At 39.1% G+C, this 20715-nt stretch carries 24 protein-coding genes and 1 rRNA gene; 24 read left to right on the plus strand and 1 reads right to left on the minus strand.

Annotated features, from left to right (window positions below; all coding sequences use genetic code 11):
- From rrf to rsmI, 11 genes are all read left to right on the plus strand, one after another.
- A 5S ribosomal RNA gene (gene rrf / locus LRP81_RS19190) occupies positions 1-100 on the plus strand; the annotation flags it as partial.
- A 579-nt stretch (positions 101-679) separates the two neighbouring features.
- Positions 680-880: a sigma factor G inhibitor Gin gene (locus tag LRP81_RS19195; protein ID WP_230504141.1), complete on the plus strand. Its 201-nt coding sequence runs from the start codon at positions 680-682 to the stop codon at positions 878-880.
- A gap of 143 nt (positions 881-1023) precedes the next feature.
- Entirely contained in the window at positions 1024-2472 is a 1449-nt protein-coding gene (locus tag LRP81_RS19200) for an aminotransferase class I/II-fold pyridoxal phosphate-dependent enzyme (protein ID WP_230504144.1), read from the plus strand.
- Between the two features lie 7 nt (positions 2473-2479).
- Positions 2480-3118, plus strand: coding sequence for a dTMP kinase (gene tmk, locus LRP81_RS19205; RefSeq protein WP_230504146.1), 639 nt, complete (start codon positions 2480-2482; stop codon positions 3116-3118).
- Positions 3119-3210: 92 nt separating this feature from the next.
- Positions 3211-3540, plus strand: a complete 330-nt coding sequence (locus LRP81_RS19210; protein ID WP_230504148.1) for a cyclic-di-AMP receptor — start codon at positions 3211-3213, stop codon at positions 3538-3540.
- A gap of 152 nt (positions 3541-3692) precedes the next feature.
- The gene (locus LRP81_RS19215) at positions 3693-4133 is read left to right on the plus strand and encodes a YaaR family protein (protein WP_230504150.1); all 441 of its coding nucleotides are present in this window, start codon (positions 3693-3695) and stop codon (positions 4131-4133) included.
- A gap of 17 nt (positions 4134-4150) precedes the next feature.
- A complete protein-coding gene (holB, locus tag LRP81_RS19220; RefSeq protein ID WP_230504152.1) occupies positions 4151-5143 on the plus strand; it encodes a DNA polymerase III subunit delta' in 993 nt (330 codons plus the stop codon).
- 1 nt (position 5144) lies between these two features.
- Complete coding sequence (locus LRP81_RS19225; protein WP_230504153.1) at positions 5145-5972, plus strand: PSP1 domain-containing protein; 828 nt, start codon at positions 5145-5147, stop codon at positions 5970-5972.
- A gap of 12 nt (positions 5973-5984) precedes the next feature.
- On the plus strand, positions 5985-6353 hold the full coding sequence (yabA, locus tag LRP81_RS19230) for a DNA replication initiation control protein YabA (protein ID WP_230504155.1): 369 nt from the start codon (positions 5985-5987) through the stop codon (positions 6351-6353).
- 184 nt (positions 6354-6537) lie between these two features.
- A complete protein-coding gene (locus LRP81_RS19235) occupies positions 6538-7290 on the plus strand; it encodes a tRNA1(Val) (adenine(37)-N6)-methyltransferase (RefSeq protein WP_230504215.1) in 753 nt (250 codons plus the stop codon).
- Between the two features lie 36 nt (positions 7291-7326).
- Positions 7327-8214, plus strand: a complete 888-nt coding sequence (rsmI, locus tag LRP81_RS19240; protein ID WP_230504159.1) for a 16S rRNA (cytidine(1402)-2'-O)-methyltransferase — start codon at positions 7327-7329, stop codon at positions 8212-8214.
- A 96-nt stretch (positions 8215-8310) separates the two neighbouring features.
- Here rsmI and LRP81_RS19245 read toward each other — a convergent pair whose 3' ends face one another.
- Positions 8311-8592, minus strand: a complete 282-nt coding sequence (locus LRP81_RS19245) for an AbrB/MazE/SpoVT family DNA-binding domain-containing protein (RefSeq protein ID WP_230504216.1) — start codon at positions 8590-8592, stop codon at positions 8311-8313.
- Between the two features lie 534 nt (positions 8593-9126).
- On the opposite strand from LRP81_RS19245, the gene metG reads away from it, so the two are divergent.
- The 13 genes from metG (at position 9127) to spoVG (ending at position 20063) form a co-directional block, all read left to right on the plus strand.
- Positions 9127-11112, plus strand: coding sequence for a methionine--tRNA ligase (gene metG, locus LRP81_RS19250; protein WP_230504161.1), 1986 nt, complete (start codon positions 9127-9129; stop codon positions 11110-11112).
- Between the two features lie 279 nt (positions 11113-11391).
- Positions 11392-12159 (plus strand): TatD family hydrolase, encoded by a 768-nt coding sequence (locus LRP81_RS19255; RefSeq protein WP_230504163.1) that lies wholly within the window; start codon positions 11392-11394, stop codon positions 12157-12159.
- 224 nt (positions 12160-12383) lie between these two features.
- Positions 12384-13592, plus strand: a complete 1209-nt coding sequence (locus tag LRP81_RS19260) for a G5 and 3D domain-containing protein (RefSeq protein ID WP_230504165.1) — start codon at positions 12384-12386, stop codon at positions 13590-13592.
- An 11-nt stretch (positions 13593-13603) separates the two neighbouring features.
- Positions 13604-13807: a hypothetical protein gene (locus LRP81_RS19265; protein WP_230504167.1), complete on the plus strand. Its 204-nt coding sequence runs from the start codon at positions 13604-13606 to the stop codon at positions 13805-13807.
- Positions 13808-13850: 43 nt separating this feature from the next.
- The gene (gene rnmV / locus LRP81_RS19270) at positions 13851-14405 is read left to right on the plus strand and encodes a ribonuclease M5 (protein ID WP_230504169.1); all 555 of its coding nucleotides are present in this window, start codon (positions 13851-13853) and stop codon (positions 14403-14405) included.
- Complete coding sequence (rsmA, locus tag LRP81_RS19275) at positions 14406-15287, plus strand: 16S rRNA (adenine(1518)-N(6)/adenine(1519)-N(6))-dimethyltransferase RsmA (protein WP_230504171.1); 882 nt, start codon at positions 14406-14408, stop codon at positions 15285-15287.
- Positions 15288-15401: 114 nt separating this feature from the next.
- On the plus strand, positions 15402-16301 hold the full coding sequence (gene yabG, locus LRP81_RS19280) for a sporulation peptidase YabG (protein WP_230504173.1): 900 nt from the start codon (positions 15402-15404) through the stop codon (positions 16299-16301).
- A 305-nt stretch (positions 16302-16606) separates the two neighbouring features.
- Positions 16607-16870, plus strand: a complete 264-nt coding sequence (veg, locus tag LRP81_RS19285; RefSeq protein WP_230504175.1) for a biofilm formation stimulator Veg — start codon at positions 16607-16609, stop codon at positions 16868-16870.
- Between the two features lie 183 nt (positions 16871-17053).
- Positions 17054-17233, plus strand: a complete 180-nt coding sequence (locus LRP81_RS19290) for a small, acid-soluble spore protein, alpha/beta type (RefSeq protein ID WP_230504177.1) — start codon at positions 17054-17056, stop codon at positions 17231-17233.
- Positions 17234-17479: 246 nt separating this feature from the next.
- Positions 17480-18349, plus strand: a complete 870-nt coding sequence (gene ispE, locus LRP81_RS19295; RefSeq protein WP_230504218.1) for a 4-(cytidine 5'-diphospho)-2-C-methyl-D-erythritol kinase — start codon at positions 17480-17482, stop codon at positions 18347-18349.
- 57 nt (positions 18350-18406) lie between these two features.
- The gene (gene purR, locus LRP81_RS19300; protein WP_230504179.1) at positions 18407-19252 is read left to right on the plus strand and encodes a pur operon repressor; all 846 of its coding nucleotides are present in this window, start codon (positions 18407-18409) and stop codon (positions 19250-19252) included.
- 16 nt (positions 19253-19268) lie between these two features.
- Positions 19269-19643: a RidA family protein gene (locus tag LRP81_RS19305; protein ID WP_230504181.1), complete on the plus strand. Its 375-nt coding sequence runs from the start codon at positions 19269-19271 to the stop codon at positions 19641-19643.
- 129 nt (positions 19644-19772) lie between these two features.
- Entirely contained in the window at positions 19773-20063 is a 291-nt protein-coding gene (spoVG, locus tag LRP81_RS19310; protein WP_230504184.1) for a septation regulator SpoVG, read from the plus strand.
- The last annotated feature ends 652 nt before the right edge of the window (positions 20064-20715 follow it).

A 20715-nucleotide genomic window follows, 5' to 3' on the forward strand; every position in this document is an offset into this window, starting at 1 on the left:
AGAGGTCACACCCGTTCCCATACCGAACACGGAAGTTAAGCTCTTCAGCGCCGATGGTAGTTGGGGGCTGTCCCCCTGTGAGAGTAGGACGTTGCCAGGCAAATGAGAAAAACCAGTGCTTTTGAAATAGCGCTGGTTTTTTGTGCGAAGAGAATAGGTTATTGATAAAATGAGTGGGCTAGACTAAAGGGAATTTACGGTTTGTCCGAAATACTTCCATTTGTGTCCGAAATATGGGTTGGTATGTCCTAATAATGATTGGATTTGTCCGAATCAGAGAGGGATAAACAAGATATGGGCATGATAGCAGCAATATTCAGTTATCCGAATTAACAAGTATTGTGTCCGAATGAATGATAAAATTGTCCGAATCACCAAAAAAGTGCCTGGAATGGCAATATATGAGTATTGAAATGAACGTACTCCTAATGAAATGATACTGATACTCTCTCTTACAATATCACCCAATCCCAACTTCCTCCCCGTCTCGTCTTATGCTTATCGAGGTTAGTTATGACGCCTTTCGCTTTTATATACTGCTCTTTTTTTTCATTCCAAGACAAACACAGACTAGTAGGCTTAACATACAATAGATGTAGGAGTTTGATAGGATGTTAATCTGCTATTTTGGTATACAAAAGTTTATTTTGGTTAGAATAATGGATGGAGGTGGGGAAAATTGAAGTCAGCCATTCATTCTTCAGCGGGGAAAATATGTATTGTATGTGAAGAAGAGAAACAAAGAGGGATTCATTTATACACCGAGTATATATGCACAGAATGTGAAGGGGCAATGCTTCAGACAGATGTAAAAGATCCGATGTATAAGTTTTATTTACAACAGCTTAGGAAGGTTATCATTCCAAAGATTTATTCGTAACAACAAAAGTCCTTTTATGAGGGCTTTTGTTTTTTATATAAGGAAGTTTTATAGTTGAAAAGTAATCCTTGTTGTCGACTATTAGTCTGGTTCGCTATCCGTTATAATAGTACTAAGTCAATTGTTTGAGGGATGTGCAATAAGTGAATCAACATAGAGCTCCATTGTTTGAGGGGTTAAAAAACCATTGGGAAGGTCTCCCGGTGTCTGGGCATGTACCTGGCCATAAGTATGGAGACATTTTCCCGGAACAAGCAAAGGGTTATTTTCAGGAATTATTAAAGTTAGATGCAACGGAGATTTCTGGATTGGATGATCTTCATGATCCAGATGGAATAATAGATGAAGCGCAAAAACTAACAGCTGCATTATATGGTGCGGATCACAGCTTTTTCCTTGTAAATGGATCGACTGTAGGAAATTTGGCGATGATCTTAGCGACATGTCGGCGGGGAAGCAAGGTGCTAGTACAGCGAAATTGTCATAAGTCCATCATAAATGGGGTGGAGCTAGCAGGAGCTGAACCGGTTTTTTTGGCTTGTGAATTTGATACAGTGGTTGGTGTAGCCACTTCTCCTTCCATTAAAAATTTAAAGGAAGCCTTATGCACGATGGGGGATATCAGTGCTGTTATCCTAACAAGCCCGAATTATTATGGACTGTCGATGGAGTTAGAAAAGAGCATTCAAATCATTCATGAGTTTAAAGTTCCCGTATTAGTGGACGAAGCACATGGGGCTCATTTTGTTTTAGGGGAGCCATTTCCGATATCTGCTTTAGATCTGGGGGCGGATGTGGTTGTCCATTCTGCTCATAAAACATTGCCTGCGATGACAATGGGGTCATTTTTACATTTGAAGGGACAGTGGGTAAAAAGAGAAAAGGTTGCCTACTATTTGAGAATGTTACAATCAAGTAGTCCATCCTATCCCATTATGGCCTCTTTGGATTTGGCGAGGTTCTATCTTGCTTCTTTTACAAAAGACAAGATTGAAAATTTATTAAAAGATATAGAAGAGCTTGTGTCTCTCATTAAGGGAATAGATGGAGTGGAAGTTGTCGATTCATATGATAAGAGCGTAAAAAAGGATCCGTTAAAATTGATTCTCCGTTCCACAGAGGGAGTTAGTGGATTTACGCTACAAAAGTCTCTGGAAAAAGAGGGGCTTTATGTGGAATTAGCTGATTCACAGAATGTGTTAATTGTGCTGCCACTAGCAGTTTCTGAGAAGAAACATGATATGATAGAGACAATAAAAAAAGCTGCATATCATTTGAAGAAAGAAACTGACAAGCATATACCTGTATTGTTCCCGCCACCGTCAAAAGAAACCATTCAATTAGAGATTCCTCTTGCGGAGCAGCCACTATTTCAAGTGGTGAAATGTCCACTGGATCAAGTGGAAGGGAAAGTTGCCGCAGAAGCGATTGTTCCTTATCCACCAGGCATCCCTGTTTTACTTAAAGGGGAGAAAGTGACAAAAGAAACGATGGACTATATAAAAGAACTCCACCGTCTAGGTGCTAGGTTTCAGGGAAATGATTTAGTAAACACAAATTATTTATATATATATAAGAAAGAAAAGGAGTAAACGGCTTGTGAAAGGATTATTTATTACATTCGAAGGACCAGAAGGAGCAGGTAAGACCTCTGTTATTCAGAAGTTGGCAGAGGAGCTAAAGTACAGGAATTATCCGGTGATATTGACACGCGAACCTGGTGGAATTGCGATAGCCGAGCAAATTAGAAGTGTTATTCTGGATTGCAATAATACAGAGATGGATGCGAGGACAGAGGCATTATTATATGCTGCGGCACGCCGCCAGCATCTCGTGGAAAGAGTCATTCCGGCGCTTGAGGAGAAGAAGATAGTCCTGTGTGACCGTTTTATTGACAGTTCCCTTGCATACCAGGGCTTTGCAAGAGAAATTGGTGTGGAGGATGTGCTTAGTATCAATGAATTTGCTACGGAAAAAACGCTTCCATCATTGACTATTTATTTTGATATTGATCCTGAAGCAGGACTTAAGCGGATTGCAGCGAATAATAAACGTGAAATCAATCGTTTGGATCAAGAAGAGTTAGATTTTCACTACCGAGTAAAAGCTGGGTATGATCTTGTAAGGGAGAAATATAAAGATAGATTTATTGTTGTTGATGCATCCAAGGATTTTGACTCTGTATATGAAAAAACAAAGAACGTAATTGTAACTTTTTTATCGGAAAATGGGTATTAATAAAGTATTAGCTAAGTAAAAATATTATTTACCAGATTTGAAATAATGAAGTCACACCTATTTAATGGTAAAATAAAGGAGGAGTCAATTTTATGAAGATGATAATGGCAGTTGTACAAGATAAAGATAGCAATCGCTTAATGAATGCCTTAGTGGAGAATAATTTCCGTGCTACTAAGCTAGCTAGTACTGGTGGGTTTTTAAAATCAGGAAATACAACCTTCATGATTGGTACGGAAGATATTCGTGTACAAAAAGCTATGGATATAATCAAAGACAATTGTCAGCATCGCCAGCAGCTGGTGGCACCTGTATCTCCTATGGGTGGAAATGCTGACTCCTATGTTCCTTATCCGGTTGAGGTAGAAGTCGGTGGAGCAACTGTATTTGTACTTCCAATAGAGCAATTTCATCAATTTTGACATAAAAAGCGGCTGAAAAAGCTGCTTTTTTCAAGACTCTTTTCGTTACTTTACTACTCGTGGTTTAAGAATAGTCACAAATAGGTTTGCCAACACAGCCTGTAAAAAAATTACTCTTAGGTAAAGAGGTACTAGGGAGATGGACGTCGGCCATGAAAATAGCCACCGATATTCGTACAAGTTTAGATAAAGGGAGAATGGACCAAAGAGGTACTCAATCTTCCGGCATAGCATTTGGTTCGGTCATGCAAAAGCATTCAAGCAAATTGCACTCCCAGCAGCTACAAGCACTAATGAAAGAAATCGATTTAGCAGGAAATCGCCTAGGCAATTCGCGATCTTTTCAGGATTTGGCTAAATATAAAACATTAGTGAAACGATTTATGGAAGAAGCAGTCGAATTTGGTATGGAATTAAATCAGACCAATCATTGGACAAATGATGGACAAGCAAGGCCGCTTCATGTTGTGAAACAGGTCGATGATGAATTGATAAGCCTCACGGAACAAGTAATGAACCAAGAGGAATCAAGAATAAACATATTAAGCAGTATTGGTGAGATAAAAGGTTTGCTCATCAATTTATATATGTAAGTTAGTGAGTGATAGCTTTGATTACTAGTTGGTCTGCATTACAAAGTCAGCCTACTGTTGCAAGAATTGTTATGAATAGCTTGGAGAGAAACAGGATTGCCCATGCCTATCTATTAGATGGAATGAAAGGGACAGGCAAGAAAGAGGTTAGCTATTTATTTGCTAAAAGTTTGTTATGTAAGAATCGTAATGGTGTTAACCCATGTCTCACCTGCTCCAATTGTAAGCGGATAGATTCCAGGAACCATCCAGACGTGCATGTGGTGGAACCAGATGGGAATTCTATTAAAAAACAACAAATACAATTTTTGCAGGAAGAGTTTTCGAAAACCGGTTTAGAATCGAAACGAAAAATTTATATTATTGAGCATGCAGATAAAATGACAATAAATGCAGCCAATAGTCTATTAAAATTCCTAGAGGAACCAAACCAGGAAACGTTTGCATTTTTACTTACGGAAAATGTTAATCTAATGTTAAATACTATTATTTCTAGATGTCAGCCACTTTCCTTCCGTGCATTGACATCAGAAGGTCTCGTAGAAAAACTGGTGGCAGAAGGGATTTCACTTCCATTGGCAAAATCAGCTGCTGCGCTCACAAATAGTTTGGAGGAAGCAGTAGAACTATGTCGAGATGATTGGTTTGCGCTGGCAAGAAGCTTAGTGATAAAATTGTATGAAGCGATATTTACTCGTCCTAAAGCATCATTGCTGTTAATACAGGAAAAGTGGATGCCACACTTTTCCGAGAGAAAGCAATTGGAGATAGGTTTAGATTTAATGCTTTATATTTATAAAGATATGCTTTATGCTCAGTTAGCGAAAGAGGAACAGATGGTGTTTGTCGACGAAAGAGAACGTATTCAGAAGTTGGCGCTCCAAACGACTCAACAGCGTGTAACCGAGCATTTATCCTATATATTGCAAAGTAAGTCTCGGTTAGCATCTAATGTGAATCCGCACCTTCTCATGGAACATTTAGCGTTAAACTTGCAGGAGGGATATTAGTTTGTATGAAGTAGTGGGAGTACGATTTAAAAAAGCAGGAAAAATATATTATTTTGACCCAAATGGGCTTGATATAACTGACAATGAGTATGTTATTGTCGAAACGGTGCGAGGCGTAGAATTTGGTAAAGCAGTTCTTGGTAAGAAAAAGGTAGAAGAGAACGATGTCGTGCTTCCGTTGAAAAAAGTGCTCCGTATTGCTGATCCAAAAGATCGTCTAATTGTGGAAGAGAATAAAAAAGCCGCAACAGAAGCATTTGATGTCTGTTTTTCAAAAGTGAATGACCACGGATTAGATATGAAGCTAGTCGATGTGGAATATACCTTTGATCGCAATAAAATCATCTTTTATTTTACCGCTGACGGAAGAGTCGATTTCAGAGAGCTTGTCAAAGACCTTGCTTCGATATTCCGTACGAGGATTGAGCTAAGACAGATTGGTGTAAGGGATGAAGCAAAACTTCTTGGTGGTATTGGGCCATGTGGCCGTATGCTTTGCTGTTCCACATTTTTAGGTGATTTTGAACCTGTCTCCATTAAGATGGCTAAGGACCAGAATTTGTCGTTAAACCCTTCTAAAATATCTGGGTTGTGTGGGCGACTTATGTGTTGTCTAAAATATGAGAATGATGAATATGAGTCTGCAAAAGAGCAGCTACCCGATTTGGATGAGGTCATTCAAACACCAAATGGAGCAGGTCGAGTAGTCGGACTTAATTTACTCGAGCGTGTCCTGCAGGTGGAGCTTTCTGGGAATGATCGAGTGGTTGAATATTCACTTGATGAACTGATGCAAGAGGGTGCTGTATCAACGCAAGCCACAGATTAAGAGGTGGAAAACTTGGACAAGAAAGAAATTTTCGATTCTGTCAGCAACATGGAAGAGCAGATTGGACATTTATACAAACAGCTCGGTGAATTAAAAGAGCATCTTGCCCTTATAATAGAAGAAAATAACAGTGTGCTGGTGGAAAATAGTCATCTTCGGAATCGCCTTGAACAGATGACGGCAAAAGAGAACAATCCGCCTTCCTCCACCAAATCGAAGCGTAAAAAAGAGGAACAAAACAAACAAACCGATATTGGTGAGGGTTATGACAACTTGGCAAGATTGTATCAGGAAGGATTTCATATTTGTAACCTGAATTTCGGTAGTCCCCGAAAAGAAGGAGATTGTATGTTTTGCCTTTCTTTCCTTAATAAAAAGTAGTAAGTCGCTTCTCTCGTAAGAGTGGGCGGCTTTATTTTTGTTGGAAGCACACACACCACAAAGCTTTGATATAATAATGAAGGATGTTTTTACGAATGTTTCACGCCTTATTATCCAATGCTAAAGCCTAAAAACCAAAAGACCAACAGCTAGCAAAGAACTAGGTAGGAAAGGATTTATGACAATGATTGAACTTATAGGCGATGAAAGGCTGGATTATTTACTAGCTGAAGATCTTCGGATTATTCAAAGTCCTTCTGTTTTTTCTTTTTCCCTAGATGCGGTACTCCTAGCCCAATTTGCATATGTGCCCATCCAAAAGGGAAACATCGTGGATTTATGTTCAGGAAACGGAATTATTCCATTATTATTAAGTCAACGAACAAAAGGGAACATTACTGGAGTGGAGATTCAGGAGCGGCTTGCTGATATGGCCCGCAGAAGTATCTCATACAATCAGCTTGAGGACAGATTGCGTGTTCTGGAAATGGACTTGAAGGACTTGCCTAAATTACTAAAAAACAAAAAATTTGATGTGGTCACCTGCAACCCACCATATTTTCCTTTAACTGAAAACGGGGAAAAAATTAATGCAAATGTTCATTATGCCCTTGCTCGTCACGAGATTGCTTGTACGTTAGAGGATGTAGTAAAGGTGAGCAGTCAAATTGTGAAGCAAGGTGGCAAGGTCGCTTTTGTCCATCGGCCAGGGAGAATGTTGGATATCGTCACCTTAATGAGAAAATACGATATTGAACCGAAGCGTCTTCAATTTGTGCATGCAAAATTAGGGAAGCCAGCAAACACTTTATTAATAGAAGGAATAAAACAAGGCAATCGGGATTTAACTATCTTACCACCTCTACTCGTCTATGATGAACAGGGAGAATATACTCCAGAGGTGAAAAAGATGCTATTTGGAGAGAGTAAAGATTAATGGCTAGATAAATGTATGGAAAGGGAGGGATATAACATGGAACTATGGCAGCAAAATAGTTTTTCAGACACCTATACGTTAGGAAGATTGTACTTGGTGCCGACACCAATAGGAAATTTGGAAGACATTACATATCGTTCCTTACGGATATTAAAAGAAGTGGATTTTATTGCTGCTGAAGATACGAGGCAAACGAAAAAATTATGTAATTATTTCGATATAACAACCCCTCTTATTAGCTACCACGAACATAATAAGGAACAAAGTGGGAGAAAAATTATTGACCTTTTAAGGGATGGAAAGAATGTTGGCCTTGTCAGTGATGCAGGGATGCCATCCATTTCTGACCCTGGATATGAAATCGTGACCGAAGCCTTGTCAGAAAAGCTTTATGTAGTACCATTACCTGGAGCTAATGCGGCTATCACCGCTTTAGTTGCGTCAGGTCTAGTGTCTCAGCCCTTTTACTTTTATGGCTTTTTAAATCGTCATAAAAAAGAGAAAAAGAATGAGCTGGAAAAGTTAAAAAAAATGCAAGATACTTTCATTCTGTACGAATCTCCTCATCGCCTGAAAGATACATTAAGTGTGATGCTGGAGGTACTTGGTGACAGATCTATTGTTGTGAGCAGGGAACTGACAAAAAAGTTTGAGGAATTTTCAAGAGGGAAGATTTCAGATGTGTTGGCACTGTATGAAGAACAGGGAATAAAGGGAGAGTGCTGCCTGATTATTGAAGGAAGCAATGAAGAACTCCTGATAGAAGAGGATATGTGGTGGCAAAAACTTTCCTTGGAAGAACATGTACAACACTACATTGATACAGAAGATGTTTCATCTAAAGAAGCAATAAAGACAGTGTCTAAAGAACGAAACCTACCAAAACGAGATGTTTATCAGGCCTATCATGTTCAACAAAATTAAGCAGTTTTAATTTCGGTTTCGTATAACATTACAGGCTTTAAATCAAAAAAAGCTCCCAGCAAGTCAGTTAATTCGACTTCCTGGGAGCTTCTATCATTATTTTGCTTGCAAGTTGTTTTGGATTTCTTGGATGATTTTCTCTGCACCTTCACGGCTAAGGATGATTTTACCTTCAGCAAGAGTAAGGTTGTTGTCGGAAACTTCACCTGTTACTTGACAAGTCATGTTAGGCTTGTATTTTTTCAAGATGATTTTTTCGTCATCTACATAAATTTCTAATGCATCTTTCTCCGCAATTCCTAAAGTTCTACGAAGCTCGATTGGAATAACCACGCGTCCTAGTTCATCAACTTTACGTACAATACCTGTAGATTTCATTAATAAATTCCCCTCTCTATTATTCAATAATTGTAATTCTATAAATCTATCATTTTCGCCATTATTCGACAAACCTAATGTGGTTTTATCATAACAATTTTTACAAATTTCGTCAAGAAATTTATTTGAAAATATTTGTATTTCTAATAAAATTTGTATGATAATTTGTAACAAACCGCTTTGTAGCAAAGGTTTACCAATGTTGGCCACTGGTTTACATTTACATTTACTTACTTATTTTGAATAGAATACAAACTCTATTATATACATCATTCGACAATTTTCAAGTTATAATTCGACAAAATTCTCCTTTTCTTTTTGTTATAAATATACAATTGCCTTTATTCTTATAGAAAATGGTGAAAAAATTTTGCTCAATCCTTAACAATACATGTCTAAAGGATGTATAATAGTAAGGAAGAAAAGGTAATGATGTTCATATATACTTAATTAGCTAATCACGCTCATCGCTCTCGTCCATTGGGCGAGAGTTTTTAACGTTTATATGTTTCGATTATAGGGAGGGATTTTTTGATGGTAGCGGATAAAAAAACTTTTTACATTACAACACCTATCTATTATCCAAGTGATAAATTACATATAGGACATGCCTACACAACGGTCGCAGGGGATGCAATGGCGAGATACAAACGCCTGAAGGGCTATGATGTCATGTATCTGACAGGAACGGACGAGCATGGACAAAAGATTCAACGTAAAGCAGAGGAAAAAGGTATTACAGCGCAAAGTTATGTAGATAACATCGTATCTGGAATTAAAGATTTATGGGAAAAGTTAGATATTTCCTATGATGATTTCATCCGTACAACAGAAAATCGTCATAAAGAAGTAGTGGAAAAAATCTTTCAGCAGCTTCTTGATCAGGGAGACATCTATTTGGATGAATACGAAGGTTGGTATTCTGTTCCTGATGAAACTTACTACCGTGAACATCAGCTGGTTGATCCGATCATGGAGAACGGAAAAGTGGTTGGTGGGAAAAGTCCTGACAGCGGGCATCCTGTTGAGCTTGTAAGAGAGCAATCGTATTTCTTCAGAATGGGGAAATATGTGGACCGTCTTTTGAAGTATTACGAGGAGAACCCGGAGTTTATTCAACCGGAATCGCGCAAAAACGAAATGGTTAACAATTTTATTAAACCTGGGCTAGAGGACTTGGCTGTTTCCCGTACCTCCTTTGATTGGGGGGTTAAAGTTCCTGGCGATCCAAAGCATGTCATTTATGTATGGATTGATGCACTTTCTAACTATATAACGGCACTTGGTTATGGTACTGACAATGATCAAAAGTATATGAAATATTGGCCAGCAGATGTTCATCTGGTTGGAAAAGAGATTGTCCGTTTCCATACTATTTACTGGCCAATCATGTTGATGGCTCTTGATCTTCCACTTCCTAAAAAGGTATTTGCCCATGGATGGTTATTGATGAAGGATGGAAAGATGTCCAAATCAAAAGGGAATGTTGTGGACCCGGTTACGCTAATAGACCGCTATGGATTAGATGCACTCCGCTATTACCTATTACGAGAAGTACCATTTGGTGCAGATGGCGTCTTTACTCCAGAAGGATTTGTTGAAAGGGTAAATTATGACCTCGCCAATGATTTAGGTAATCTTCTCAATAGAACGGTAGCCATGATTGATAAATATTTTGAAGGGGAAGTCCCTGTTTATCAAGGACAAGTAACCGAATTTGACGAACAGCTGAGCACATTGGCTGCAACTATCGTCAATCAGTACGAGGAAGCAATGGAAAACATGGAGTTCTCAGTAGCGCTCTCCTCTATTTGGCAGCTTGTAAGTAGAACAAATAAATATATTGATGAAACACAACCTTGGGTACTAGCAAAGAGTGAAGAAACGAAAGACCAGCTTGCTTCTGTGATGGCTCATTTAGCTGAATCCCTACGTTTTGTTGGGGTATTATTAAAGCCATTCCTGACTAGAACACCTGGTAAAATATTTGCTCAGTTGGGTGTGGAGGACACTTTGACAGATTGGGAAAGTCTTTTGAGCTTCGGTAATATTCTAGCTGGAACGAAAACAATGAAAGCAGATCCAATCTTCCCTCGACTAGACGTGAAAGAAGAGGTAGAGCACATTAAAATGGTCATGCAACCATCTACTCCAACAGAGAAGGAAGAGCCTAAAGAAGAAGTGGTACCGGAGTCAGAGGAAATCTCCATTGATGACTTTATGAAAATCGACTTGCGTGTTGCACAAGTGACGCATTGTGAGCCTGTGAAAAAAGCAGATAAGCTTTTGAAATTGCAATTGGATCTTGGCTATGAAAAGCGTCAAGTGGTATCTGGCATTGCGAAATTCTATACGCCAGAAGAGCTTGTTGGGAAGCGTGTAATTTGTGTGACCAACTTAAAACCTGTTAAACTACGTGGGGAACTTTCTCAAGGAATGATTCTTGCAGGGCAAAAAGATGGAGTGCTCTCTTTAGCATCTGTGGATGAAGCATTGCCACTTGGAGCTAAAGTAAAATGATTAGGTTCTATTCTTAAAGATTGCAACTATTCACCCGTAAAATTTCGAGTACGACAGTAACAAATCTTATGATTTTCTTATACAAATCGTAAAACAGCCAATAATTATATTGAAAAAGAGGTGTTCCACGTGTAACAACGGGTTGCACCTCTTATTTTTATCAAATGCTTCTACCTTTGAACTAATGAAATGTGGCTTCGCGCATTAAATCTCTTTAAATGGAAATTTATAAATTATTCGCAGATATTATTTTAAGAAAATAAATTTAGGAGTGTTTCTATGCTATTTGATACACATGTACATTTGAATGCCGATCAATATGAGGAAGATCTGGAGGAAGTGATTGAACGTGCTCGCCTTGAAAAGATAGAAAATATGGTTGTGGTAGGATTTGATAGAAAAACCATTAAAAAAGCAATGGAGCTTGTGGAAACATATGATTTTCTTTATGCTGCAGTCGGCTGGCACCCGGTAGATGCCATTGATTTTACAGAAGAAGACTTGGAATGGTTAGAAGAGCTGTCTGCTCATGATAAGGTTGTTGCCATTGGAGAAATGGGCCTTGATTATCACTGGGATAAATCGCCTAAGAAAGTGCAAAAGGAAGTATTCCGAAAGCAAATTCAGCTAGCTAAAAAAGTACAGCTTCCGATAATCATCCATAATCGTGATGCTACAGCAGATGTGGTCCAAATCTTAAAAGAGGAAAATGCAAAAGAAGTCGGTGGAATTATGCATTGTTTTACAGGGAGTCTGGAAGTTGCGAAGGAATGTATGGAAATGAATTTTTATATTTCATTCGGTGGTCCAGTCACTTTTAAAAATGCAAAAAAACCAAAAGAGGTTGCTAGTGAAATACCAATGGATAGACTTCTCATAGAAACGGACTGCCCTTACTTAACTCCACACCCTTACCGTGGCAAAAGAAATGAACCAAGTTACGTTAGTTTAGTTGCAAAGCAGATCGCGGAACTGCGTGACATAACCGTGGAAGAGGTAGCAGAAAAAACTACGGCAAACGCTAAAAAATTATTCGGCATTAACTGACAAGAAATCTGTCAAAAAACACGCAGACTTGTCCTGATTCGAGAAAAAACAAATAAGTTCTACCAAACTCCTTCCCTTCATAGGATATTTGTGTCGATAGTTTTTACTTTTCTTTTGTAAGAATTTTCTGCATAATAGACATTACGGTCGAGCCGATGGTCAGGGTTGACAAGTTACATATCTGTCTATATAATCCATTCGAGGAGAAGGAGGCGTTTTTTTACATGTTAGAAAGCATGAAAAAACTGTTTTCTGGTTCGTTGGGAAGGACGAAATTGAGTATTATTATTACTAGTTTCATAGTCTTTTCAACTATACTTGGCTTCGGTGTCTTTCATGGCACAAAAGCTGCTGTAACAGTGAATGTTGACGGTGAGGAAGTATCATTGCGTACTCACGCGAAAACCGTAGCAGATATCTTAAAAGAACTTGATATTTCCATTCATCCTGAAGATCACCTTGAACCGTCTAAGGATACGGTTGTTAGCGATTCTATGCAAATTGTCTGGAATCCTGCAAAAGAGGTAACTCTTGTCATCGATGATAAAGAGCAAAAGGTCTTCACAACAGCAGAGACAGTAAAACAACTACTAAACGAGAGCAATATAGATTTACAAGAACATGACAAGATAAGTCAAAGCCTGGACACCAACATTGAAAATGATCTGGTAATTGCCATTAATAAAGCATTCCAGTTCACCTTGAATGATGGTGGGGAAGAAAAGAAAGTTTGGTCTACTTCGACTACGGTCGCTGACTTTTTAGAACAGCACGAAATCGCAGTGAATGATCTTGACCGAGTAGAGCCTAGTCTAGAAGAATTGGTAGCAAAAGATTCTGTACTAAAAATAACTAGAGTTGAAAAGGTCACCGATGTAGTGGAAGAACCTATTGATTTTGCAGTTGTCACAAAAAATGACAGCTCCCTTGATAAAGGAAAAGAAGAAATTGTCCAGCAAGGGGAAGAAGGAACCGTTGCCAATCACTATGAAGTGATTTTGGAAAATGGTGAGGAAGTATCCCGTGAATTAGTAAAAACAGAGACTGTTAAAGAATCTATGGACCGCATTGTTGCTGTTGGTACTAAGGCCCCACCGCAACCAAAACCACAACAGGTGGTAGCGCGGAGCACAGAATCAAGTTCCGAAGAATTCTATGTGGATTCCACTGCCTATACGGCGTATTGCAATGGGTGTAGTGGTGTTACAAGCACAGGAATTAATTTGCGTACAAACCCTGGTGTAAAAGTGATCGCGGTAGATCCAAATGTCATTCCATTAGGAACTAAAGTCTATGTGGAAGGATACGGATACGCTGTCGCCGGAGATACAGGCGGTGCGATTAAAGGCCATAAAATTGATGTGTTTTTTGAAGATAAAGATACTGCATACAAATGGGGCAGAAAGAAAGTTAAGATTAAAATTCTCGACTAGATAGACGATAAATGAATCATTTTCAAGCAGAGGTATTCACACCTCTGCTTTTTGTTGTTACAGAGGGGAGGAGGGCTGCTGGTTCTTATGGGTTCATACCAACAACTCTTTTAACAAAGAGCCCAATAATAGAAGTTGGTCAAAAAAGGCAAAATAAAGTAGAATACATACTACTGAAGTACAAAATAAAGAAAATAAACATTTCAATTACTTAGACGTTAGACATAAAAGAAAAGTTGCACCTTTTTGGAGGAAAAAATGAAAATTAAAGAAATAATAGTTGTGGAAGGAAAAGACGATACTGTGGCCATTCGCCGTGCGGTAGATGCAGATACCATTGAAACGGGTGGTTCTGCCATTAATGAGGAGATTTTAAGGAGAATTAAACATGCATACGATACGAGAGGCGTCATTGTTTTTACTGATCCGGACTATCCGGGAGAAAAAATACGCCACACCATCCAACAGGCAATCCCTGGGTGTAAGCATGCTTTTTTGCCTAAAGATAAAGCCCGTGGTAAAAATGGAAAAGGAATCGGCGTGGAACATGCCACAACGACCGATATTCGGGAAGCGCTTCAAGGATTGCATCAGGAATATGAACAGAATACCGAAGAAATACCAGTTGAAATTCTATTGAATTACGGATTGGTGGCAGGACCGACTGCCAAAAAAAGAAGAGAGCGCTTAGGAATAGAGTTAAATATAGGCTATACAAACGGGAAGCAACTGCAGAAAAGGCTGCAAATGTTTCATATAACTCCCATCCAATTGCAGGAAGCGATTGCTAAAATAGATCAGGAGGAGCAATAAATGCATAAAGATATAGCTACACCAAAAAGGACAAAGGAAATACTGGATAAGTATGGCTTCTCTTTCAAAAAGAGTTTGGGGCAAAACTTTTTAATTGATACGAACATACTCCGGAATATTGTGGAATATGGGGAAATCACAGAAAAAACGGCAGCCATTGAAATAGGACCTGGGATAGGGGCGTTAACGGAACAGATAGCTAAAAGGGCAGGGAAAGTATTTGCTTTTGAAATTGACCAACGTTTATTACCCATTTTAGAAGAAACCCTTTCTCCCTATCAAAATGTAAAAGTTATACATAAGGATATATTGAAAGCTGATGTGCTTTCTCTAATCGGGGATGAAATAAAAGAATTTGAGGAAGTGCGCGTTGTAGCCAATCTTCCTTACTATGTCACCACTCCGATTATTATGAAGTTATTGCAGGACGGTTTGCCGCTATCCAGTATAACGGTGATGCTACAAAAAGAAGTAGCTGAACGGATGGCAGCGAAACCAAGCACGAAAGAATATGGTTCCCTATCCATTGCTGTACAGTACTACACGAAGGCTGAGACAGTGATGATTGTACCGAAGACGGTCTTCGTTCCTCAACCTAATGTTGATTCAGCCGTCATACGATTGAAGGTTAGAGACACACCTGCCGTTGCGGTTAAAGATGAAGCATTCTTTTTTGAGGTTGTACGAGCAAGCTTTGGCCAAAGAAGGAAAACGATATTGAATAACCTGACAAGCAATCTACATGCTGGTAAGGAAAAGAAGCAAGTGGTAGAAGAAGCACTAGCAAAAGCCTCTATTGACCCCAAAAGGCGGGGAGAAACACTCTCCATTGAAGAATTTGGCGTGTTAAGTGATGAATTGCTCCCTAGCTTTGTAAAGTAAAAGAGCGAACCTGCTCAGGCTGTTTAAAGTTGCTCACACACCTCCAATCATCTGCATACTCTAGGTTAGATAGACCGTTGGGGTAAATGCCTTCTCCCATTTGGAGGGAAAAAGATGAAAATAAAAATTGGAGACATCGTGACACGAAACTCGTATAATCACGATTTATTGTTTCGTGTCATGGATATATATGAAAATGAGTTTAAACAACGAGTGGTGTTACTATACGGGGAAGATGTTCGTTTGATGGCTGATGCTCTATTTCATGATCTGAAGCTTGTAGACGATAAGGAAAAGATGAGCAGAAAGCAAAAAGCTCAATCAAAGGTAAACAGGTCCCTGCAGTTGCTGCAACAGGACTATGAGCTAATTAGAGAAAAAAATGAATATGATGCCACAAGCGGTTACAGTACGGAACAAAACTTTTTTCAAGTGCCAGGAAAAGTTTTGCATTTGGATGGTGACCCCCTTTACTTAAAAAAATGTCTCGAACTATACGAGCGAATTGGAGTTCCTGTTTATGGCGTACACGCTAATGAAAAGGAAATGCCTTTAAAAATTGCTGACCTGATGGAAAAGTACCGTCCTGATATTCTTGTGATTACAGGTCATGATGCTTATTCAAAAAGCAAAGGGAAAATTTCTGACATCAAAGCCTACCGCCACTCTTGGCATTTTGTTCAGACGGTGAAAGAAGCGCGCAGGATCCAACCTAATTTAGATCAATTGGTCATCTTTGCAGGAGCATGCCAATCCCATTTTGAATCTTTGATACAGGCAGGAGCTAATTTTGCTAGCTCTCCTTCTAGAGTGAATATACATGCACTTGATCCAGTCTACATTGTTGGCAGAATTTGCTTTACCCCATTTATGGAAAGAGTTAATGTATGGGATCTCTTACGAAACACCTTAACCGGGGAAAAAGGGTTAGGTGGTGTAGAAACAAGAGGTGTGCTACGAACAGGAATGCCACTCCGCACATCGTATACAGAGGAAGAAGAAGAAAGCTCTTAACAGAAGATGTTAAGGGTTTTTTTGATGGAAAGAAACTTCAAAAGTCGACTTTTTACGGGTTTATGCAAAAATTTAACAAAAAATGTAACGGCCAAAACTCTGCGTGAGATAAGGGTTTTCCGCAAAAATAAAATAATATACATAACTTTTGTACTAAATGTGCATAGTAAATGTAGACATATGAAGATAATTGTTGAAGGAAATATATTGACAGTACACATTTCTGGTTGTTATAATTTTAAGTTTTATTTGATTTTTTTTGAAAAATATGCTATAGTAACGATAGTATAGTGAGGTGGAGTGATATGGGAAAAACGTTAGTAGATATCAAAAGAACTTTAGATTCTAATTTAGGTAAAAAGTTAACACTTCGTGCAAACGGTGGTCGTAGAAAGACGATTGAACGCATCGGAACATTAGCGGAAACTTATCCATCAGTATTTGTGATAGAACTAGATCAAGACGAAAATGCTTTTGAACGTGTATCCTACAGCTATGCAGATGTCCTCACAGAGACGGTACAACTTACATTTTTTGAAGAAGGTAAAATGGCCATAAGTGGGCAGTAGACAAACTTGTTTGCTGCTTTTTGTTTTGTTTAATTCCTTTTTACATAAAGACTGTTTTGTTTTAAAGTAAAGAAAGCAGACGTAACAGCCTATATAAAATACATTAATAACCGCTAATAAAAAGGAATGACTCTCCCAATACTATGAATGTCGCTATATTTCATATAAAGGGGGCGCTACTTCATGGGCAGACGACGAAGCATCATGTCTCATCAGCTTAAAGAAGAATTGGCCAAAGAGCTTGGTTTTTATGATGTTGTCCAAAACGAAGGTTGGGGCGGCATAAAAGCGAAGGATGCTGGTAATATGGTCAAACGTGCAATCGAACTGGCAGAGCGACAACTTGGGCAGCAAAACAAATAAGTATCCCTAAACCGAAGTGGACAATCACTTCGGTTTTTTGCTATTTACAAGTTCAGAAGTTGAACTTGGTAAAAGAGACAAAAACAATCCATAGCCTTACACGCGAATAGACAGGGCAGTTGTGGAAGGTAATGTAAAGATACTGCGACTTAAGGTAAATAAATTTTCCAAAGCATGGAGATATTTATTTCCGCTAATATGGTACAATACAAAGATAATTGGAGACGAATAAAGTAGGTGAAGAAAGTGAGACTGTTAGAAAAAGCGCCGGCAAAGATAAATCTGTCGTTGGATGTGCTTCACAAGCGTCCGGATGGTTACCATGAAGTGAAGATGATTATGACGACGATTGACCTTGCCGACCGCATAGAATTATCGGAAAGGAGAGATGGGCAAATCCGCATTATTTCCCATAATCGCTATGTGCCAGACGATAGTCGGAATTTAGCGTATCAAGCTGCTTCTCTCTTGAAGGAAAGGTACGGCTTGAACAAAGGGGTTTCTATTGCCATTACAAAAATGATTCCCGTTGCAGCAGGTCTAGCAGGCGGAAGCAGTGACGCAGCAGCTACGCTACGTGGTTTAAATAAATTGTGGCAGTTGGGTCTTTCACTGGATGAACTTGCCGAAATCGGAGCGGAGATTGGTTCCGACGTATCATTTTGCGTATATGGTGGAACAGCTCTTGCTACAGGCAGAGGGGAGATAGTAGAACATATCCCAGCTCCTCCACATTGTTGGGTCGTCCTAGCTAAACCGACAATTGGAGTGTCTACTGCAGAAGTTTATAACAACCTTAACTTGGAGAACGTGAAGCATCCAGATGTGGAAGGGATGCTAGCGGCCATTCACGATAATAGTTACGAGAAAATGATTGGGCTTGTCGGGAATGTATTAGAATCCGTTACATTGAAGTTATATCCAGAAGTATCCCATATTAAAGACCAGATGAAGCGGTTTGGGGCAGATGCAGTTTTGATGAGTGGCAGCGGGCCAACTGTATTTGGAATTGTGCAATATGACTCCCGGATGCATCGAATTTACAATGGACTTCGCGGCTTTTGTGACCAAGTGTTTGCTGTTAGAATACTCGGAGAACGCAACACCCTTGATTGAATCCGGATATTAATGTTATATTTACATTAAAACATTCGGGTTTTAGGAGGATTGAACATGAAATTACGTCGGAGTGGACGTCTTGTGGACATGACACATTATTTGCTGCAGCATCCACAAGGGTTAGTCCCGCTTTCCTTCTTTGCCGACCGTTACGGGTCCGCAAAGTCATCCATCAGTGAGGATTTGGGTATTATTAAACAAACCTTTGAGCAACAAGGAATTGGAACGCTTGTGACTGTTCCTGGAGCTGCTGGTGGAGTTAGATATATTCCTTATGTCAGTCGTGAAGAAGCATCTACATATTTGGACGAGCTTTGTGAGATAATTGCCAAGCCAGAGCGATTACTCCCTGGAGGCTATCTTTATATGACCGACATACTTGGCCATCCCAAATTATTAAACAAAGTCGGAAAAATGTTTGCAACTGCATTTAATCATAAAAAAGTGGACATTGTGATGACCATGGCCACAAAGGGCATTCCCCTTGCACATGCAGTAGCGAATTATTTAAATGTTCCGGTTGTGATTGTAAGGCGGGACAGCAGAGTAACGGAAGGGTCTACAGTTAGTATTAATTATGTTTCTGGTTCTTCTAAACGTATCCAAACAATGGTACTTGCTAAACGCAGCTTAGAAACAGGTTCCAATGTATTAATCATCGATGATTTCATGAAAGCTGGCGGAACGGTTAATGGAATGATGAATCTACTTGCTGAATTTCAAGCTAATGTTGCTGGAATCGGTATACTTGTGGAATCAGAAAATGAAAACATGGAAGAACGTCTCATTCATGATTATGTGTCTCTAGTTAAGCTAGATAAGGTAAATGAAAGAGATAAATACATCGAAGTTCAAAAAGGTAACTACCTTCAGCACATAAAAAATAATACCAACTTCTAATAAGGATGTGTGGAAAATGAAAGTTGTTCATACAGAAGCTGCTCCAAAAGCCATAGGACCCTACTCACAGGGAATAGTGGTTAACAATTTGTTCTATAGTTCTGGTCAGATCCCTTTGCTTTCCAATGGGGAATTGTTGGAGGGAGACGTTAAGGCACAAACACATCAAGTGTTTAAAAACCTTCAAGCTGTCTTAGAAGAAGCTGGTGCCTCCTTAGAAACCGTTGTAAAGGCCATTGTATTCATTAAAGACATGAACCAGTTCGGGGAAATCAATGAGGTATATGGAGAGTATTTTCATACCCACAAACCTGCGCGATCTTGTGTAGAAGTAGCTCGTCTACCGAAGGATGTCCTTGTTGAAATCGAAGTAATTGCACTAGTAAAATAGAATCTATTCTTTTTTCACCATTTTGTCCAAAATTTTCAAAAAATTTTTTGAAACCAAGAAGGAATTCAAGAAAATTTAGAGAATTTATAATACTAAGTTTTTTATTGGGACAAGAAGGTGGTGAACAGAATGGAAGTAACTGACGTTAGATTACGCCGCGTAAATACCGATGGTCGCATGAGAGCTATCGCATCCATTACGTTGGACCATGAATTCGTTGTTCATGACATCCGTGTGATTGATGGGAATAATGGCTTATTCGTCGCGATGCCAAGTAAACGTACGCCAGATGGGGAATTCCGCGATATCGCACATCCAATCAACTCGGGTACTCGTGGAAAGATCCAAGATGCGGTTTTATCAGAATATCACCGCTTAGGAGAATTAGAAGTAGAATACGAAGAAGCAGGTGCTTCTTAATCGATAAGAACAGGCTGTTAGCAGTCTGTTTTTTTATGTGCGCTGAACTCCGGAAAGTAAGAGATGGAGGTCAACAATTGGTTGGTGGTTGTTGGACCCGACGGTATCTGCTAGGTGTTCGTCGATAAGTTCTGGTAACCGTCGATAACTATTAGGTGTTCGTCGATAAGTTCTGGTAACCGTCGATAACTATTAGGTGTTCGTCGATAAAATCGAATAACCGTCGATAACTCCGAGGTGTTCGTCGATAAGTTCGAAATAACCGTCGATAACTCCGAGGTGTTCGTCGATAAAATCAAATGACCGTCGATAACTACGAGGTGTTTGTCGATAAAATCAAATAACCGTCGATAACTCCGAGGTGTTCGTCGATAAAATCAAATAACCGGCAAATAACTAATAGCTATTCGTCGATAAAATCGAATGATCACCGATATCTGCCCCGTTTAACTAATAAAATGGTGCACAACTGTTACTTGAGGCCCATTTTGTTCAAAGTTGAAGCGAAATACCTATGAAAATTACCTACCTCAACAGGAAATAGCTGCAAAAGGAGCCACCTCTCATGTCTTTCGTCGCCGCTACTTGTAAACTGTGTTATTCCTATGCAATTACCCTACATTTTTTTCAAAAAACACCCTCCATAACTATT

This window comes from Sutcliffiella rhizosphaerae, assembly GCF_917563925.1.
GTDB classification, from domain to species: domain Bacteria; phylum Bacillota; class Bacilli; order Bacillales; family Bacillaceae_I; genus Sutcliffiella_A; species Sutcliffiella_A rhizosphaerae.

Coding starts and splice junctions, on each gene's coding strand:
- LRP81_RS19210 (WP_230504148.1), top strand. CDS start 3,211: ATGAAGATGATAATGGCAGTTGTACAAGATAAAGATAGCAATCGCTTA.
- LRP81_RS19215 (WP_230504150.1), top strand. CDS start 3,693: ATGAAAATAGCCACCGATATTCGTACAAGTTTAGATAAAGGGAGAATG.
- LRP81_RS19235 (WP_230504215.1), top strand. CDS start 6,538: ATGATTGAACTTATAGGCGATGAAAGGCTGGATTATTTACTAGCTGAA.
- rsmI (WP_230504159.1), top strand. CDS start 7,327: ATGGAACTATGGCAGCAAAATAGTTTTTCAGACACCTATACGTTAGGA.
- LRP81_RS19245 (WP_230504216.1), bottom strand. CDS start 8,592: ATGAAATCTACAGGTATTGTACGTAAAGTTGATGAACTAGGACGCGTG.
- metG (WP_230504161.1), top strand. CDS start 9,127: ATGGTAGCGGATAAAAAAACTTTTTACATTACAACACCTATCTATTAT.
- LRP81_RS19255 (WP_230504163.1), top strand. CDS start 11,392: ATGCTATTTGATACACATGTACATTTGAATGCCGATCAATATGAGGAA.
- LRP81_RS19260 (WP_230504165.1), top strand. CDS start 12,384: ATGTTAGAAAGCATGAAAAAACTGTTTTCTGGTTCGTTGGGAAGGACG.
- LRP81_RS19265 (WP_230504167.1), top strand. CDS start 13,604: ATGAATCATTTTCAAGCAGAGGTATTCACACCTCTGCTTTTTGTTGTT.
- rnmV (WP_230504169.1), top strand. CDS start 13,851: ATGAAAATTAAAGAAATAATAGTTGTGGAAGGAAAAGACGATACTGTG.
- rsmA (WP_230504171.1), top strand. CDS start 14,406: ATGCATAAAGATATAGCTACACCAAAAAGGACAAAGGAAATACTGGAT.
- yabG (WP_230504173.1), top strand. CDS start 15,402: ATGAAAATAAAAATTGGAGACATCGTGACACGAAACTCGTATAATCAC.
- veg (WP_230504175.1), top strand. CDS start 16,607: ATGGGAAAAACGTTAGTAGATATCAAAAGAACTTTAGATTCTAATTTA.
- LRP81_RS19290 (WP_230504177.1), top strand. CDS start 17,054: ATGGGCAGACGACGAAGCATCATGTCTCATCAGCTTAAAGAAGAATTG.
- purR (WP_230504179.1), top strand. CDS start 18,407: ATGAAATTACGTCGGAGTGGACGTCTTGTGGACATGACACATTATTTG.
- LRP81_RS19305 (WP_230504181.1), top strand. CDS start 19,269: ATGAAAGTTGTTCATACAGAAGCTGCTCCAAAAGCCATAGGACCCTAC.
- spoVG (WP_230504184.1), top strand. CDS start 19,773: ATGGAAGTAACTGACGTTAGATTACGCCGCGTAAATACCGATGGTCGC.